We start from the raw sequence: 16,624 nt of genomic DNA, 5'->3' as shown, positions 1-16,624 counted from the left end.
AATGCAACAGCAAACCAACCAAACCTATATCCAGTCAGCAACACCTGACACCACGCCCGACGCGCAGGAAGTCAGTTCCGCCCCTAATGACTTCACCGTCACCATGCCGAAACTATGGAACCAGAAGAATCTGGCCGCTTATTTGGGCAAGTCCACCTACTGGTGTGAACGAGCAAGGTGGGCAGGCGAGGGCCCCAAGTTCGTCAAAATCGGGCGGTGCATCCGGTACAAGCCGGAGGACGTACTCGAATGGCTGGAAGAGCAGACCCGCCGGTCTACTACGGATAACGGGGGTGCTGCATGAATATCGACACCATCCTTCGCCATGATTTCAAAAACATCTGCTACCACGAAGCCGCACACCTTGCCGCGCTGAAATACTTTGGCGGTGACGGCTTCATTCGCATCAATCCCGAGCCCGACACTTCCGACCCAATAAATCAGAGTTGCTTTAACGGCAGCGTCATCGTTGCAGAAGATGCCGCCACACCCTGGCATCGGCGCATTGTAGGACTGGCTGGAGCCATTGGCGAGATGATGCTCCACGATCCCGAAATGACTGCCGATGACTTCATCGACGCCCATGCAGTAGGTGATTCAGGTCTGAGCCCTACTGACGCTGAAAAGGCTGGCGAGTTCACTGAGATCGACGTCGAGACAACCATCCGCGTGCTGCGCGACCGCTGGGACACCGTGGAGCATTACGCGCATTGCGAACTGTCAAAAGGATTTGAGGGGGCCGAACATGGAGAATGAGAGCATGGCCCCCGCTGCTGGGCTGGCAGTCGAGGGCACAAACGAGACGAGCGGGGCTGCTCAACAACAGTATAGCACCACTACTGCTGTTCAGAAACTGTGCAGCGGCTTTGGGCAATATCACAGCCCCGATGCTAAAAAGAACCCCAAACCCCTGACCACTATCACGCTGGCAGAGATCCAGGACCTGACAGCCGAACCCCTTAGCGTGGCTAAGGATCAGGCGCAATGGATTATCCCATCCACCCTACTGAGTCGCAGCCATGCGGAACAGCACCGGGATGGGGAGTTCTGGGCACTGTGGTCAGACTTTGACGAACCGCAAGGGCTGACGTTCGCCATAATCGTGGAGCGTGCCCGCGCTGCCATTCCCGGCGCGTTCATGGCCTATGCAAGCCGAAGCGCAAACGAGCAACGCCAGAAGGCAAGGCTGATCGTACCGCTGGCGGATGCGGTTTCCGGAGGCGAATGGCTGGCCCTTCAGAAGATCCTGAATGACAAGGTGGAAGAGCAAGGCGTCACCCCCGACCGCGTGACCGAGCGAGCGGGCCAGCTCTGCTATCTGCCCAACCGTGGCGACTTTTACGACCACCACATTGAAGGCGACCCGCTGGGCGAACCATTCGACGCTGCCCAATGGGATGACGAACTGGCGGAGGAAATGGAACGCCAGGAACGGGAAGAGCAGGAGCGCAAAGCCCGCCAGAAACCGGAGCGCGATTTTTCGCAGGCTGTGACCGTCCCTGAAGGTGGCGTAGTGCCTTCCGAGTTCATCCGCACCCATTACAACGTGCGCGAGATGCTGGAGGCTCAAGGCGCTGTATTCGTTTCCGAGACGCGTTTCTATGCCCCAGGCCGTACCCGTGACGGCAACGCGGGCGGAGTATACGAGCCGGAGAATAACCGCTTTTACATCCACCACCACAATGATCCGTTCCATGATGGTTACTGGCACAGCCCCATAGACCTGCTAATGGCCCAATACGGCCTAGACTGGAACGACCCGGAATCATTCGTGGCCCTTTGCCGGGAAGTCGAGATAGAGCCTGGCGTCACCATTGAACTACACAACCGCCGCGCCTATATGGCCGCACAGGATAGCGAGCCAGTAGACGTTAGCGCCCTGACCGAAGAGCCGGAAGAGGACGCAGCAGAGCAACCTAGCCCGTCTGGTGTGGATCTGATGCAACCGCCCGGCCTTGCCGGTGAAATCTGCAAATACATATCCCTGAAAGCCCGTAGACCGCGCCCGGAGCTGTATCCGTTCGCAGCCTTGCACCTGATGGCACTGGTGGGCAAACACCGCCAGAGCGTCTACACCAGCAAGCTGAACCTGATGACACTGGCGATTGCCACCACAGCAGCCGGGAAAGAAGCACCACAGAGTGCCACCAAAAGCCTGGCCCATGATGCGTACTGCTCCGGCCTGATCCACGGCGATTCCGGCAGTTTCAAGGATCTGGTCTACAACCTGCTGGAAGGCGACGGGTCGAGCCTCTACATCGTGGACGAGGTTCATTCGTTTCTGGACTCCATGAAGAGCAAAAACGCGCAGACCTACGAAACCAAGATGGAGGCGGAGATCCTCAAGATGAACACCACGGAACTGTATACCTTCCGTGGGATGGAAAAGCGTCAGCTCCGCAACTTGATAGATCAGGACATCAAGAACCTGGAGAAAAAGGCGGAAGGCATGGAGGAAGGCAGCGAGGATGCCGACAAGATCCAGCGGGCACTAGAACGCAACCGCAAGCGCCTGGATTGGCTGGATAACGGCCTACCAAACCCGTTTTTCAGTCTGATGGGGCACTCGGTACCGCAGAACCTGGATCAATTCATCCAGCCGGACAATATCGCCAGCGGACTACTCGGGCGGACGTTGGTTATGCGCTGCCCGGAAACCCGCGCCAAACTGCGCCGCACCCCCGTGGATGAACAGGCGCTGACGTTCGCAGAGTTCAACATTGAGAACGGGCTAACCAATATCCGGCGCAACAGAAACACCATCGACGTGGACGAGGATGCCGCCGATTACATGGATGCGTGCATTGACTGGTACGACGAGGATGAACAGCTCAACCACTACCTAGTCGGCGGCATCTACGCCCGCGCCCCGGAACACCTGATGCGCGTGGCCTCCATTCTGGCACTGGATGCGGGAACCATCCGGCTGGAACACGTCCACTATGCCCACGCCCTCGTTCGCCAGTCCATCGAGGATATTAAGCATATTCTTCTGAAGGCGTATGCTGAGTCCCAAGGTGCGCAGGAAGAGAACGTGATGGAGCACGCCCGCCAGGTCATACACCGTCACTGTAAAGGCCAGGGGCAACCCATGAGCCGCATTAAAACCATCGTCACCAAGCCCAAGGGCTGGCAGGAAATGCAAAAGCGTGACGTGAAGCGCGACCGATTTCAGGAACTGATAGACCGGATGCTCGACTCCGGGGAACTGGAGAAGGTTAAGGACGGCAAGCGGGAACGATACCTTAGCCGGGCTGAGGTGTGACGAAAGGGGCTCCGGCCCCTTTTTTTTGTGTCCAAACCCGCAACCGTACAACCAACTTACAACCATTCTGGTTGTAGGCAGAGCCCTTGCGCCCCAAGGGCTGAGCCCGAATCTACAACCGTACAACCAAAATCCAGACAGAGAGAATGTAACAGAGATTTGGTTACATTCAGTTACATAAGGGAAGAAGAAGAAAATTGGTGTAATGGTTGTATATTTGCCTTATGGCCCTCTATGGCGGGGGTTTTGCGTACAACCACCGTGGTTGTAGATGGTTGCGGATTCGCCTTCAGCCCTTGTCTCCCAAGGGATTACCGTACAACCAAAGCCCGGCTAAGGGATCAGACAAGTGCTAGGCATGAGAGGGGAAACCCCCGCTCTGAAAACAGGCCCTGTCAGCCACGGTACCCTCTGAATCACCCCTTCATCCGCAATATCTCACTAGACCACAGAATCACTAGTTCCCTGTATACGATTTCAAAGTGTTGTTATATATAGGGTTAATGGTGAGGGTGTTATAATAGGCTACATATAGGCTACTAACGGCACCTAAACAGGCACCCAACAATGCCCAAGCAAACCACAGCGCCGGATCAATTTAGACCCAACTGGATAGAGCAGCTCGACCAGCGTTACGGCTTCGCGCATGAGATCCGCGCCCGGTATCAGCGTTACGCGGATGATCTGGGAGGCGAGGCCTCGTTATCGTACGCCCAACTGTCCCTGATATCCCACGCGCTCTTTATGCAGGTGTGGCTGAACCAACAGGAACACGCCCTGGCGAAGGGACAAGAGATTGATATGGGCCGCTATACGCAGGCAATGAATAGCCTTCAGGGAATTTTCACAAAGCTGGGGCTGGAGCGCCGTGCAAAAGAAGTGCCGTCCCTCAGTGAGTACATCAACCGAAAGGGGGCGAAGGCATGAACCCCCGTGACGTACGCGAGCTGTACGACCACCTCAAAGCCGCAGACGACGCGCTTAAAAAGGCAATGGCCGCGTCTGGTGGTGACGTTCCCATTAAATGGCCCGTGGACATAGCGAAGGCCCACCAGCTCGTTCACCCCATGCGGAAGCGTTCAGAGGCTATGTGTGGTCTGTCGCGTTCGGATGAGGACACCTACGAATGAGCGTCACCATTCGCGACACCATGACCGATTCCGCCCTATTCGGGAACCAGTTTTCCGGCGATTCGTGGAGCGCGTGGCGTGCCCTACTCGCTGGCTTCTACGGCCTGGAACTAGACGAGGCAGAACAGGAACACTGGCAGTCCCTGACAGGCCGCACAGAGCCCACACAGCCGCATGATGAACTGTGGCTTGCCGTGGGCAGGCGTGGTGGCAAGAGCCAATGCGCGGCGCTGCTGGCCGTCTATGAAGCGGCTTTCAGGGATCACACAGACAAGCTGTCTCCGGGTGAAGTCGCGACCGTTGCCGTTTTGGCGGCTGACAGGAAACAGGCCCGGACAGTGTTCCGTTACGTTTCCGGCCTTCTGCGCTCCAACCCCATGACGGAACAGCTCATCATCCGCGAGGATAAGGAAGCGATCGAACTGGCGAACCGGACAGCTATCGAGATCACGACCGCCTCGTTCCGTGCCACGCGTGGTTATACGTTCGCCATGGTAATCGCTGACGAGATCGCCTTCTGGAGATCCGAGGATAGCGCCAACCCTGACAGCGAGATCATAGCCGCCGTTCGCCCTGGCCTTGCCACATTGGGCGGGCCGCTGGTGGCCCTATCCAGTCCCTACGCCCGCCGTGGCGAGCTTTGGGAGCACTACCGGAAACACTATGCCCAGGAGTCCAGCATCCTGGTTGCGCAGGCGTCCAGCCGGTACATGAACCCCGGCCTTCCTGAGCGCGTGGTCAGTGAGGCATACGAGCGTGATCCCGAATCAGCAAAGGCTGAATATGGGGGCGAGTTCCGCACCGACGTTGAATCATTCGTTACTCGCGAGGTTCTGGAAGCGTGCACCCGCCCCAACCCTCTGGAGGCGCCCCGCGATAGTGACCACACCTATCACGCATTCATAGACCCCGCTGGCGGCGGCGCTGATGAGTTCTGCGTCAGCATTGGGCACGTTGAAGGCAACCGCTTGGCTGTGGATCTGGTACGCGGGCGCAAGGGGCAACCCGCAAGCATTACGGCAGAGTTCGCGGATCTGCTCAAAGAGTATGGCATCCGCAAAGCCCAATCCGACCGTTACGGCGGAGACTGGCCGCGTGATGAGTTCCACCGTCACGGCATCACCGTCGAACCCGCTGGCCGTGCGAAGTCTGAGCTATACGGGGACTTTCTAGCCGTGCTCAACAGTGAGCGCGTGGAGCTTCCGCCGGATACCGTGATGTTCAATCAGTTTCTGAACCTGGAACGGCGCACCTCAAGAGGTGGCCGCGACTCAATAGACCATGGCCCTGGTGGGCATGATGACCGCGCCAATGCCGTTGCCGGACTCGGTGCGGCTGTACGGCAAACGCGCCCCAAAGCCGGGGCGTGGTGAGCAACTAACCAACGACAAAGTAAGGGGGAACCAATGGGTTTCTACACAATGAGAGGCGGCTGGGCCGGAGACGGTCAGCCGGTAAACAACTGCGAAGGCGGGCGCTGCCAGTGCGGCACCAGTCCGGCTAAACAACCAACCAAACAGGACCAGTCCAAAGCGGAAGCGGAGTGGCTACAGCAGCGCGTCGACGCGGAGATTGCCCGCCGATTGGGCGAGCCAGTGCCGAAGATGCACAGCCAACCGTCTGGCCGGGACGGTATCGCGCCGCGAGGTGTGATTGATAACCCGCCCTCTGGTGGCGTCGTTGATCGCAGCAATCGGGCACCTGCTGGCCCTCTGGTCCCTCGTGGTGCACTTCAAAAGGAGGCGAAACGATGAGCGCAGCCGAACAGATCGAACCCGCTGATGTTGGCCTTCCGGGTTACATGGCACCAACCGTATCGCAGGCGGATGATGAAACCCTGAAGCAGACGCGGGCCGATGCGTACAAGGCCATTCGCGCAATCCTGGAACAGGACGAGGAAGAGCCCAACGAAAACGGATTCGCGCCGGATCGCTGGAAAGAGTCTATCCCGCGTGGGCGGATCAATAACCTCAACGTGGCAGAGCGTCACGAGCGGTTGATTCAGGCCGTTGGTGTGGAACTGGAGCGCCGGGAATCGGAGCGGGCGGAACAGCGTCAGCAGGAACAGGAGCAGGCACGGCATTCGCTGGAGTCCCTGTTAGCCGAAGCGCCCGCGAAGGCTCAGGCGCTGGTTGATTCAGCCAACGAGGCTCAGGCGTCTGTTGATCGCATCCGCCAGTTACTACGTGACGTGGAGGTAGCCGGACAGATTGCCGGTATCGCTGAGGTTTACGAACAGGTAGCCCGTGGTGCCCACCAGGCCGCAGAGGCCCTTGGTCAGAAAGCACCGAAACTGGCGGAGATGCCCACGGATACGTTCAGCAAGGAGGAACTCAAGGACGTGAAGGCGCTGTTCACCGGACGCAGAGCGGCCAACGGCTGGGACCGAGCGCACAAACCGGGCGAGTTCGCGAAGGTGCCGGACATCAAGCAACGACTGTAACAACCCCTGGCCGCCAACGTGGAGGCGGTTGCACTCGGGCGGGGCCGCCTGACCCGCTAAGTATCCACAATCAGGCAGCAGCCTGCCTCGCCACACTCACCGGGGCGGGCTGCACCTTCCCACCATTGCGGAGTTCTAGCCCATGCTTGATGTCGTTGATGCTGACCCCGATACCGCAACCGAGACGCCTACCCGAACCACGCCAGAACAATCGTTGTGGCTGGGCGCTGTCGAGTGCTACCTGATGGACGTAAGGAATCCCCGTAACGACAACGGCGAAGCCCTCAACGACTTCACCGGGCCGCAGCGCATCCTGAGTTATCTCTGCGAAATGGGCGGCATGGATCACCGGGCACTGGCTCGCGTGGCCGTGGATGACTTGCACGGTGCCACCTTCAAACGGACAGGCTGACGCGGGCTTAGGACAAATCGTTCTGAGTATGGTTATTGCATGGCGAACCCCATAGACCGGCTAGAGTCTGGCGTTAGTCCTTTCGCTTCAGTGCCTTGTAGTGCCATGCAACTTCTGTTCTTGACCATAGAGACATATTCCATATTGATCTAAGGCCCGCGCCTTGGTGGTGCATGATATGAGGCAGCGCCGCTGCTACAGTGGCCATACAGTCAACGCACGCAGAGGAGAAAGTCATGGAGCGCATCTACGCATGGGATAAGCAAAACGGTCAGCCGGTTTATCGTGAGCCGGGTAAGCGCCACGGCGACGGCCAGCAAGACAGCGACGACTCGCCGATCTGGTTACTAGCCGAGGAAACCGACCTGCCAGCCAACGTGGCACCCGAACACCTGCCGGAAATTTAGCCGGATCTTTGCATGCACGTGATGACCCGCCCGTGATGGCGGGTTTTTTGTGTCTGGAAGGTGCCGGTCTCTCCCTGGCAGTCACACCACTGGGCAGGTGTCGCGCCCCGTCGGCATCCGTGCTAATCGCATCCGTGCATAGGGGCATTCACCCGGTGAGATCATGTAAACGATACAGAGCGGGAGCACTGGCCGGTATAGGTGAATTGCTCAGGGGCGTGTAGGAGATCGCTTACGTAGGCTTTTTTTGTAACTGAATATCAGGCTACAACAGGCTTCAACTGTAGCCTATGAGTAGCCTAAGAGGTTGAGGCGAGGCCCTAGATTTTTCCTAAGTGCCTGATTTTAATGGTGGGCCTGGCTGGACTCGAACCAGCGACCAAAGAATTATGAGTTCTCTGCTCTGACCAACTGAGCTACAGGCCCGAAAAGGAAGCAGGCGGACGCCATTCTAGCCGGGGAAGCCGGCGCCCGCCAGTCCCGCGATCAACCTTCGTCGATGAAGCTGCGCAGGTGATCGGAACGGGAAGGATGACGCAGCTTGCGCAATGCCTTGGCTTCGATCTGGCGGATGCGCTCGCGGGTCACATCGAACTGCTTACCGACTTCCTCGAGGGTGTGGTCGGTGTTCATCTCGATGCCGAAGCGCATGCGCAGCACTTTGGCCTCGCGCGCGGTCAGACCCGAAAGCACGCCTTTAGTGGCTTCGCTGAGGCCTTCGGCCGTAGCAGAGTCCACCGGCGACAGAGCCAGGATATCCTCGATGAAGTCACCCAGGTGTGAGTCCTCGTCATCGCCGATGGGCGTCTCCATGGAGATCGGCTCCTTGGCGATCTTGAGCACCTTGCGGATCTTATCCTCGGGCATGTCCATGCGTTCACCCAGCTCTTCCGGCGTCGGTTCACGCCCCATCTCCTGCAGCATCTGCCGGGATACCCGATTCAGCTTGTTGATGGTCTCGATCATATGCACCGGGATCCGGATGGTCCGGGCCTGGTCCGCGATCGAGCGGGTGATGGCCTGGCGGATCCACCAGGTGGCGTAGGTGGAGAACTTGTAGCCGCGGCGGTATTCGAACTTGTCCACCGCCTTCATCAGGCCAATGTTGCCTTCCTGGATCAGGTCCAGGAACTGCAGGCCGCGGTTGGTGTACTTCTTGGCGATGGAGATAACCAACCGCAGGTTGGCCTCGACCATTTCCTTTTTGGCGCGGCGTGCCTTGGCTTCGCCGATGGAGACGCGACGGTTGATTTCCTTGATGTCGCTGACGTCCAGGCCGACGCCTTCTTGAACGTTGGTAAGCTTCTTCTGCAGGCGGACGATATCGTTGGCGCGCTCGCCAATGGCTTTGGCGTACTTGCGGTCGCTGCTGGCCAACTCTTCGGCCCAGTTCAGGTTGGTCTCGTTACCCGGGAATTGCTTGATGAACTCCCTGCGTGGCATGCCGCATTCCTGCACGCAGATGGCCATGACGCTGCGTTCATGCTGACGCACCTTGTCGTTGGTGGATCGCACCACGTTGACCATTTCGTCGAAATGGCGGTTGTTCAACTTGAAAGGCGCGAAAACGCGGCCGAGTTCTTCCAGTGCCTTCTGGGCTTCGTCACTGGAGCGACCGTGCTTCGTTACCGTATCCATGGCGGTATTCAAGCGGTCCCGCAGCATATCGAAACGCTGGCGGGTTTCCTCGGGATCCGGACCACCATCGTTGTCCGAGCTGTCGTCCGCATCTTCCTCTTCGACTTCCTCGGTTTCGCCTTCCGCAGCGACGGTTGTTTCAGGGGCCGGTTCGTCACTGGGAGTGGCAGGGAATTCGGGCTCTTCGCCTTCAGGGTCAAGGAAGCCGGAAACCAGGTCGCTGATGCGACCCTCGTTCTCAATGATGTTGTCGTAGTTGTTGATCACCGCCGCAACGGTGCCCGGGAAGTGGGCAACAGCTGCCATCACATCGCGGATGCCTTCCTCGATGCGCTTCGCAATGACGATCTCGCCTTCTCGGGTGAGCAGTTCAACGGAGCCCATCTCGCGCATGTACATGCGGACCGGGTCGGTGGTGCGCCCGGCGTCGCTCTCCACGGCAGCCAGTGCGGCAGCGGCTTCTGCGGCTGCGGTATCGTCCGCGGAAGAGTCCCCATCGGTGATCAGAAGGTCGTCGGCATCCGGGGCTTCTTCAGTGACCTGAATGCCCATGTCTTTGATCATCTGAATGATGTCTTCCACCTGGTCCGGATCAGCGATATCCTCCGGCAGGTGGTCATTGACTTCGGCGTAAGTCAGGTATCCCTGCTCTTTGCCACGAGCAATGAGATCCTTGAGTCGCGATTTCTGGGAGTTGGCTGACATAGTCACCCTTTGGGCTCGGTGTTGTCTGGGGCAGGATTAATCGAGCATTATAGCGCCGACTCATCCATTCTGCCAGTCAGTGGATTCCGTTATTGGCTATTACTTTGGCCACCAGCTGATCGCCTAAGTTGGGGGCGATACTGGCGGATTTCAATGCGTGTTTCAGTGAGTGTCTCTTAATCGGTCCGCGCGCAGGCGTTGAAGCTCCTGGCGTTCCTCGTCAGTGAGCTCGCTGGGTTTGCGTCCGGCCAGTATCTCGCTGGCTTGCCGGGCTTGCTGGCGTGAGCGTGCACGCCCCAGCATCTGGCGCGCATCCGCGAGCAGAAGGTCGTGCTCGGGAAAGTGTTCGATCCGGTTGAATAGCCCGGCGAAGCGCTCCCGCCCCGTTGCAGAAAATGCCATTTCCTCCAGTAAGGCACTTCGGTTTTCGATTCCGTGTTCCTGAATCCATTGCGCGAAGGCGTGTGCTGAAGGGTAGTGGCTGGCTGCTTCCGGTACAGCCTGTACCTCCTGGGCCAGTGGTGGCTCATAGTACAGAGCCAGCGCCAGGAGGGTATCCCTGTCCAGGGCCATTGCCGGCTGACCGCTTTGTAGTGGATGGGCCTGCTGGGGGTGACTGGCATTATTGCCGTGACCTGCCCCTCGACCACCGGGTGAACGGCGGGTCAGGCGCTGGAGTTCTTCCCAGAGCGCATCCCTGATGGCGGAGCGTGGCATTCGCCGCAGCATGGGCTCAATACGGCTGCGAAGCTCGCCCCGGTGTTCGGCCAGGCTGAGATCCAGACCTTCGCCCTGACGCTCAAACAACATGCGCGACAGAGGTGTGGCTGTCTCCATGCGTCGGCCGAATGTCTCTCCGCCTTCGGTGCGCACCAGCGAATCCGGATCCTCGCCTTCCGGCAGCATCAGGAACTGGATGTGCATGCCGTCTTCCAGCATGTTCAGAAGGTTCTCCATGGCCCGGTCTGCAGCTCGATAGCCAGCGGTGTCACCGTCAAAGCAGAAGATCAGATGATGTGAAGCCCGCAGCAGGGTTTGGAGGCTCTCTTCGTTGGTTGCAGTTCCGGAGGCGGCTACCGCGTTGTTGATGCCCATCTGGGCCAGAGCGATGACATCCATGTAACCCTCAACCACTAGCAGCGATTCCAGTTGGCGGCTGGCCTGGCGGGCTTCATAGAGTCCGTAGATCTCGCGGCTCTTATGGTAGACCTCGGATTCCGGCGAATTGATGTACTTGGCCTTGTCGTCGCCCAGGGTGCGTCCGCCGAAGGCGATCGTGCGCCCCCGCGTGTTGCGGATAGGGAACATCAGCCTGTTGCGGAACAGGTCCCGTACCTGACCGTTACGCTCGGTAAGAGCCTTGACGGTCAGCAGCGCGCTCCGGGTCTCACCAGTGACCCGCTTCGCCAGGGCATCGCCTTCCGGCGGTGCGAAGCCCAGGGCGAAACGCTCGACCATATCGTCGCTGACACCGCGACTGACCAGGTAATCGCGCGCCAGGCTGCTCCAGGGGTGATTGCGGAGTGAGTCCCGGTAGAAGCGGGTAGCTTCCTCCAGGGCACCTGTCAGGCTCTGGCTGCGCTTCATGGTTTCCCGTGTGGCCTGGTCATAGGGAACGTCCAGGCCGAGGTGGGCTGCCAGTGCCTCGACCGCTTCAGTGAAGCTCTGGTTTTCGTATTCCTGCAGGAATGCGATGGCGTCGCCGTGAGCGCCGCAACCGAAGCAGTGGTAGAAGCCTTTGTCGGGGCGTACGTTGAACGAGGGCGTGCGTTCGTCGTGAAAGGGGCAGCAGGCCTTGTAGTTGCCGCCGGATTTTTTCAGAGGGATACGCTGACCAATGATTTCAGCCAGATCAATCCGGTCGCGCAGGGTCTCGATGAAGGTCTGGGGGATCATGCCGGCCATTATTCCGGTCCCCAAAGCAGGGACGCCCGCTCGGGGCGGGCGTCCAGGCGATCAGTAATAGCGCTCGAAACGCTTCTGTTCACGCTGCAGCTTTTTGAGATGACGCTTCACCGCCGCAGCTCGTTTGCGCTTGCGCACCTCGGTGGGTTTCTCATAGTGCTCACGACGACGCACTTCCGAAAGAACCCCCGCTTTTTCACAGGAGCGCTTGAAGCGGCGCAGGGCCACGTCAAACGGTTCGTTATCTCTCACTTTCACAGCGGGCATGCGAAATCACCTACCTTAAAATCCGTTGTCAGATTGATGCTCTAAAGGCACTGCCTTTTCAGGATCAGCAAGTCTACGCATTCGACCCCGCCCTGTAAAGGGAGTGCAGGCCTTTGCGGTGCAGGGTGGTTGCAGGCGGGAGGTCAGCTGCCAGCTCTGGTACACTGTAAACATCCTTTCAGGAAGCGGTGATCATGCGCGTACTCGGTATCGAAACCTCCTGCGACGAAACTGGTATTGCCCTTTACGACAGCAATAACGGTCTCCTGGCTCACGCCCTGCACAGTCAGGTAGCGGCGCATGCAGCCTATGGCGGCGTGGTGCCGGAGCTGGCCTCCCGCGATCACATCCGCCGGTTGCTGCCGCTGTGTGAGCGTGTTCTTGCAGAGGCCAAGTGTGGCCGGGAGGACATTGACGCCATTGCCTATACAGCAGGCCCGGGCCTGATCGGAGCCCTGCTGGTGGGCAGCACTTTTGCTCATGGCCTGGCACGCGGTCTGGGGGTGCCGGTACTCGGGGTTCATCACATGGAGGGGCATCTGCTGGCCCCTATGCTGGAGGAGCGGGCACCGGCGTTCCCGTTCATTGCCCTTCTGGTTTCTGGCGGGCACACCCAGCTGGTAAAGGTTGAAGCACTGGGCCGCTATGAATTGTTGGGGGAGTCCGTGGATGACGCGGCTGGCGAGGCGTTTGATAAGGCCGCGCGAATGCTGGGGCTGGGCTACCCTGGGGGGCCGGCTGTGGCTAAGATGGCAGTTTCCGGAACGCCGGGGCGCTGGCGTTTCCCGCGGCCTATGACGACCAAGCCTGGCCTTAACTTCAGTTTCAGCGGTCTTAAGACATATACTCGCAATACTCTGCGTGATGAAGCCGGCCCTGATGGCCCTGATGAGACCCTGAGGGCGGATGTGGCGTTAGCGTTTGAGCAGGCCGTAGTGGACACCCTGGCCATCAAATGCCGTCGGGCGATGGAGCAGACCGGGGTGCGGCGGCTGGTGGTGGCAGGTGGTGTTGGTGCCAATTGGGCGCTGCGTGAGCGGCTTGCCGCGTTGCAGACCAGCCACAACGCGGCGCTTTTCTTTCCTCGTCTGGACTTTTGCACGGACAACGGCGCCATGATTGCTTACGCCGGCCACCAACGGCTGGTTGCCGGGCAATGTGATGGTACCGAGATGCTGGCTGTGCCGCGCTGGCCACTGGTCGAGCTTCCGGGGCTGGACGAAGTCCGTCATGAAGGGCTGCGCCAGACGGGATGATCTCAGAGACGGTGCTCGCTTCCCTGGGTCAGTCGGATAAGATTGTCTCTGTGGCGGACGAGAAGAACCAGTGTAATGATCAGGAAAAGCCCAGTATGGGCAGGGTTGAGCCAGGCAGCGATGAGTGGCCCGCTGGCGGCGGTGATGACCGATGCGAGTGAGGCTGTGCGCCAGCGCTGGAAAACAAGCAGCCAGATAAGTGCCATGACAACAATAGTACCCGCGGCCAACGCCAAGCCAGTTCCAAAGGTGGTGGCAACGCCCTTGCCGCCGCGGAACCGGGAAAACGCCGGCAGCATGTGCCCGGCAATCGCAGCCAGGGCAACCACCGTCTGAGAGGCGGGGCTGGCATCCAGGTATTGCGCCAGGGTCACCGGTGCCCAGCCTTTGAGGGCATCCCCCAGGAGCGTGAGCGCGGCCGGGCCGGGGCCTGCAATCCGGTAAACATTGGTGGCACCGGGGTTGCGCGAGCCATAGAGGTGCGGTGGCGGTGCATTGAGAAGCTGGCAGACCAGCGGCGCGAACAGGACCGAGCCGCCCAGGTAACCCAGCGCGCAGAGCAGCAGTGCGACTAGCAGTTCCATTGAATGCCCTGAACCGGAACCAATGAAATGTCAGGATAATGGATCAGATCGGGAGTTGGAATGGATAGCGTTTTCATTGAACGGCTGGCCGTTGAGGCTGTCATTGGTGTCCTTGACTGGGAGCGGGTGGTGGATCAGCGCCTGCTTGTGGATCTGGAGCTGCGCTGGGATAATCGCGCGCCGGCTGCCGGAGAAGATCTGACGCTGGCACTGGATTACGCGACGGTGTCTGAGGCGGTCGCCGCATGCCTCAAAGAAGGACGCTTCCGTCTTCTGGAGACAGCGGCAGAGCGGGTGGCAGCGATGCTTGCCGATGATTTCGGTGTCAGCCACCGTAGGATAGTGCTGCGCAAGCCGGGCGCCGTCAGCGGGGCCGAGGCTGTGGGCGTGGTGGTGGAACGGGGAGAGAGTGAATGAGTCGGGTCTACATCAGTATTGGCTCCAACCAGAACACCAAGGCAAACGTTCGGGCTGCGATGGACGCCCTTTCAGCTCAGTTTAGCGAGCTGGTTGTCTCCTCAGTGTACGAAAGCGAAGCGGTTGGTTTTGAAGGGGAGAACTTCCTGAATCTGGTTGTGGGCCTGAGCACTGATGTGCCCGTAGGGCAGCTGGCGGAATGGCTCAAGCAGGTTGAGGACGACAACGGTCGAGAGCGCAATTTGCCGCGCTTCAGTTCAAGAACACTGGATCTGGATGTGCTCACCTATGGGGATGCTGTGGGCACCATCGGCGGTGTTGAGCTGCCCCGCTCCGAGATCCTTAGCAATGCGTTTGTGCTCCAGCCCCTGGCTGAGATTGCGCCGGACGAGCGCCACCCGGTCAATGGCCAGCGCTACGCGGATCTGTGGCAGGCCTATGAGCGTGATCAGCGCTTATGGCCCATTGAATTCGAATGGCAGGGGCAGCGGATCTCACCCCGAGGCTGAAGCCTCGCCCTGCACTGCACGAAAACGGGCAATCTGGCCAGCGGTGGCGCTGTCGAGCGCGCTGTCGGATCCCTGATCGCCATTAAGCGCTTGCAGAATCTGGCCGCCGATTTCCTTGCCGAGCTCAACGCCCCATTGATCAAAGGGATTGATATCCCATAGGGCTGCCTGAACAAAGGTGCGGTGTTCGTACAGCGCGATCAGCGCCCCCAGTGTGGCTGGCTCGAGCCTTTCCATGGTGAGCAGGTTGCTGGGGCGATTACCGGGGATGGCCCGGTGCGGCGCTATCCGCCGGGCTTCTGCCTCCGGCGTACCCTGGGCGATCATCGCCTCACGCACTTGCTGTTCACTGCGCCCAATCATCAGAGCCCGAGCCTGGGCCAGGCAGTTGGCTGTGAGCATGGCGTGATGGCCGTCGACCGGGTTATGGTTGGTCAGCGGTAACACAAAATCCACCGGCACCAGCCGTGTGCCCTGATGCAGCAGCTGGTGGTAGGCATGCTGGCCATTAACGCCAGGGCCACCCCAGATGATCGGGCCGGTATGAGGGCGCACCGGGCTGCCGTCCTGGCAGACGCTTTTGCCATTGCTTTCCATATCCAGTTGCTGGAGGTGCTCAGGCAGGTGGCGCAGGTTGTGGTCATAGGGAATCACCGCGTGGGATTCGGCGCCGAAGCCGTTCAGGTACCACACGCCCAGAAGTCCCATGATCATGGGCATGTTGTGCTCAGGCGGCGCCTGCCGGAAGTGCTGGTCCATGGCGTGGGCGCCGGCCAACAGTTCACGGAAGCGCGGCATGCCCACGGCCAGGGCCACCGGCAGACCAATGGCCGACCACAGCGAGTAGCGCCCCCCCACCCAATCCCACATGGGAAAGATGCTGTTCCCCGCGATACCGAAATCACGCGCACGCTCTGCATTGGCGGTCACGGCCGCGAAATGATGCTGGATCGTGGCTTCACTGCCACCGCCATCGAGGAACCATTGGCGTGCTACCCGGGCATTGGCGAGCGTTTCCTGGGTCGTGAAGGATTTGGACTGGATCAGGAAAAGGGTGGTTGCGGGATTCAGGTCTTTCAGTGTGGCCTGGATGTCCTCACCGTCCACATTGGCCACATAGTGGCAGCGTGGGCGGTCTGACTGAAAGGGCGCTAGCGCGTGCGTGGCTGTCAGTGGGCCCAGGTAGGATCCGCCAATGCCGATGCTGACCACATCTGTGATGGCTTCCCCGCTGACGCCCCGCCACTCACCGCCGCGCACGGCGTTGCTGAAGCTTTCCATCCGCGTGAGTGTAGCGCTGACCGCCGGTATGATGTCCTCGCCCTCAACATGAACAGGCGCATCGCTGCTCTGGCGTAGGGCGGTATGAAGAGCTGGCCGGTTTTCGGTGGTATTGAGCCGTTCCCCTCTGAAAAGAGCCTCTACCCGCTCTGGCAGCCCGCGTGCCCGAGCCAGCGCCGTGAGCAGCTCCAGCGTCTGGTCGGTAACGCGGTTGCGCGAATAGTCCAGGGTGAGGCCAGCAGCCGTGAGCGTCATGCGGGGGTAGCGCTGGGGGTCGCGCTGGAAGAGTTCCCGCAGTGGCAGCTCCTCCAGCTGCGGTCGGTGATTCACCAGCGCGGCCCACTCGGAGGTTTCGGTAAGCGGTGGCAGAGATGGAATTGTCACTGGCTCATCTCCCTGAGCGGT

17 protein-coding genes, 1 tRNA gene and 1 pseudogene are annotated in these 16,624 nt (G+C 59.7%); 13 read left to right on the top strand and 6 right to left on the bottom strand.

From position 1 onward, the window contains the following. The first annotated feature begins 1 nt into the window (after position 1). The 10 genes from AAF659_RS11950 (at position 2) to AAF659_RS11905 (ending at position 7,657) form a co-directional block, all read left to right on the top strand. Positions 2–304 (top strand): helix-turn-helix transcriptional regulator, encoded by a 303-nt coding sequence (locus tag AAF659_RS11950; RefSeq protein WP_349751985.1) that lies wholly within the window; start codon positions 2–4, stop codon positions 302–304. After that, positions 301–756: a hypothetical protein gene (locus AAF659_RS11945; RefSeq protein ID WP_349751984.1), complete on the top strand. Its 456-nt coding sequence runs from the start codon at positions 301–303 to the stop codon at positions 754–756. Before AAF659_RS11950 ends, AAF659_RS11945 begins: the two co-directional genes overlap by 4 nt. A 4-nt stretch (positions 757–760) precedes the next feature. Beyond that, a complete protein-coding gene (locus AAF659_RS11940; protein ID WP_349751983.1) occupies positions 761–3,265 on the top strand; it encodes a hypothetical protein in 2,505 nt (834 codons plus the stop codon). 567 nt (positions 3,266–3,832) lie between these two features. Then, positions 3,833–4,192, top strand: a complete 360-nt coding sequence (locus tag AAF659_RS11935; RefSeq protein ID WP_349751982.1) for a hypothetical protein — start codon at positions 3,833–3,835, stop codon at positions 4,190–4,192. Further along, the gene (locus AAF659_RS11930) at positions 4,189–4,395 is read left to right on the top strand and encodes a hypothetical protein (RefSeq protein ID WP_349751981.1); all 207 of its coding nucleotides are present in this window, start codon (positions 4,189–4,191) and stop codon (positions 4,393–4,395) included. The genes AAF659_RS11935 and AAF659_RS11930 overlap by 4 nt, the downstream gene beginning before the upstream one ends. After that, entirely contained in the window at positions 4,392–5,768 is a 1,377-nt protein-coding gene (locus AAF659_RS11925; protein ID WP_349751980.1) for a terminase large subunit domain-containing protein, read from the top strand. Before AAF659_RS11930 ends, AAF659_RS11925 begins: the two co-directional genes overlap by 4 nt. Positions 5,769–5,801: 33 nt before the next feature. Next, entirely contained in the window at positions 5,802–6,149 is a 348-nt protein-coding gene (locus AAF659_RS11920; protein ID WP_349751979.1) for a hypothetical protein, read from the top strand. Further along, a complete protein-coding gene (locus tag AAF659_RS11915) occupies positions 6,146–6,838 on the top strand; it encodes a hypothetical protein (RefSeq protein ID WP_349751978.1) in 693 nt (230 codons plus the stop codon). The genes AAF659_RS11920 and AAF659_RS11915 overlap by 4 nt, the downstream gene beginning before the upstream one ends. Positions 6,839–6,980: 142 nt before the next feature. After that, the gene (locus AAF659_RS11910; RefSeq protein ID WP_349751977.1) at positions 6,981–7,250 is read left to right on the top strand and encodes a hypothetical protein; all 270 of its coding nucleotides are present in this window, start codon (positions 6,981–6,983) and stop codon (positions 7,248–7,250) included. A gap of 236 nt (positions 7,251–7,486) precedes the next feature. Beyond that, on the top strand, positions 7,487–7,657 hold the full coding sequence (locus AAF659_RS11905) for a hypothetical protein (protein ID WP_349751976.1): 171 nt from the start codon (positions 7,487–7,489) through the stop codon (positions 7,655–7,657). Positions 7,658–8,006: 349 nt separating this feature from the next. Here the strand turns inward: AAF659_RS11905 and AAF659_RS11900 are convergent. The 4 genes and pseudogenes from AAF659_RS11900 to rpsU all read right to left on the bottom strand — a co-directional run bounded on the left by AAF659_RS11900 (position 8,007) and on the right by rpsU (position 12,172). Continuing rightward, a tRNA-Ile gene (locus tag AAF659_RS11900) sits at positions 8,007–8,083 on the bottom strand. Positions 8,084–8,143: 60 nt separating this feature from the next. After that, positions 8,144–10,009, bottom strand: a pseudogene (gene rpoD / locus AAF659_RS11895) (RNA polymerase sigma factor RpoD); the annotation flags it as partial. A gap of 153 nt (positions 10,010–10,162) precedes the next feature. After that, positions 10,163–11,905: a DNA primase gene (gene dnaG / locus AAF659_RS11890; RefSeq protein ID WP_349751975.1), complete on the bottom strand. Its 1,743-nt coding sequence runs from the start codon at positions 11,903–11,905 to the stop codon at positions 10,163–10,165. Positions 11,906–11,956: 51 nt separating this feature from the next. Further along, positions 11,957–12,172, bottom strand: a complete 216-nt coding sequence (gene rpsU / locus AAF659_RS11885) for a 30S ribosomal protein S21 (RefSeq protein ID WP_077529332.1) — start codon at positions 12,170–12,172, stop codon at positions 11,957–11,959. 194 nt (positions 12,173–12,366) lie between these two features. Here rpsU and tsaD point away from each other — a divergent pair, with 194 nt between their 5' ends. Then, positions 12,367–13,428 carry a tRNA (adenosine(37)-N6)-threonylcarbamoyltransferase complex transferase subunit TsaD gene (tsaD, locus tag AAF659_RS11880; protein ID WP_349751974.1) on the top strand — a complete coding sequence of 354 codons (1,062 nt, stop codon included), beginning with the start codon at positions 12,367–12,369 and terminating at the stop codon, positions 13,426–13,428. Between the two features lie 2 nt (positions 13,429–13,430). On the opposite strand, the gene plsY is transcribed toward tsaD, so the two are convergent. Further along, positions 13,431–14,012, bottom strand: coding sequence for a glycerol-3-phosphate 1-O-acyltransferase PlsY (plsY, locus tag AAF659_RS11875; protein WP_349751973.1), 582 nt, complete (start codon positions 14,010–14,012; stop codon positions 13,431–13,433). Positions 14,013–14,072: 60 nt separating this feature from the next. Here plsY and folB point away from each other — a divergent pair, with 60 nt between their 5' ends. Next, positions 14,073–14,429, top strand: a complete 357-nt coding sequence (folB, locus tag AAF659_RS11870; RefSeq protein ID WP_349751972.1) for a dihydroneopterin aldolase — start codon at positions 14,073–14,075, stop codon at positions 14,427–14,429. Next, positions 14,426–14,938: a 2-amino-4-hydroxy-6-hydroxymethyldihydropteridine diphosphokinase gene (gene folK / locus AAF659_RS11865; protein ID WP_349751971.1), complete on the top strand. Its 513-nt coding sequence runs from the start codon at positions 14,426–14,428 to the stop codon at positions 14,936–14,938. Before folB ends, folK begins: the two co-directional genes overlap by 4 nt. Here folK and pgi read toward each other — a convergent pair. Further along, on the bottom strand, positions 14,924–16,603 hold the full coding sequence (gene pgi / locus AAF659_RS11860; RefSeq protein ID WP_349751970.1) for a glucose-6-phosphate isomerase: 1,680 nt from the start codon (positions 16,601–16,603) through the stop codon (positions 14,924–14,926). The genes folK and pgi overlap by 15 nt on opposite strands. Positions 16,604–16,624 lie beyond the last annotated feature (21 nt).

Origin of the sequence: Salicola sp. Rm-C-2C1-2, assembly GCF_040196175.1 — a bacterium.
GTDB lineage: Bacteria > Pseudomonadota > Gammaproteobacteria > Pseudomonadales > Oleiphilaceae > Halospina.
The sequence above is the reverse complement of the archived record's forward strand: the minus strand, read 5'-3'. Positions and strand labels throughout refer to the sequence as shown.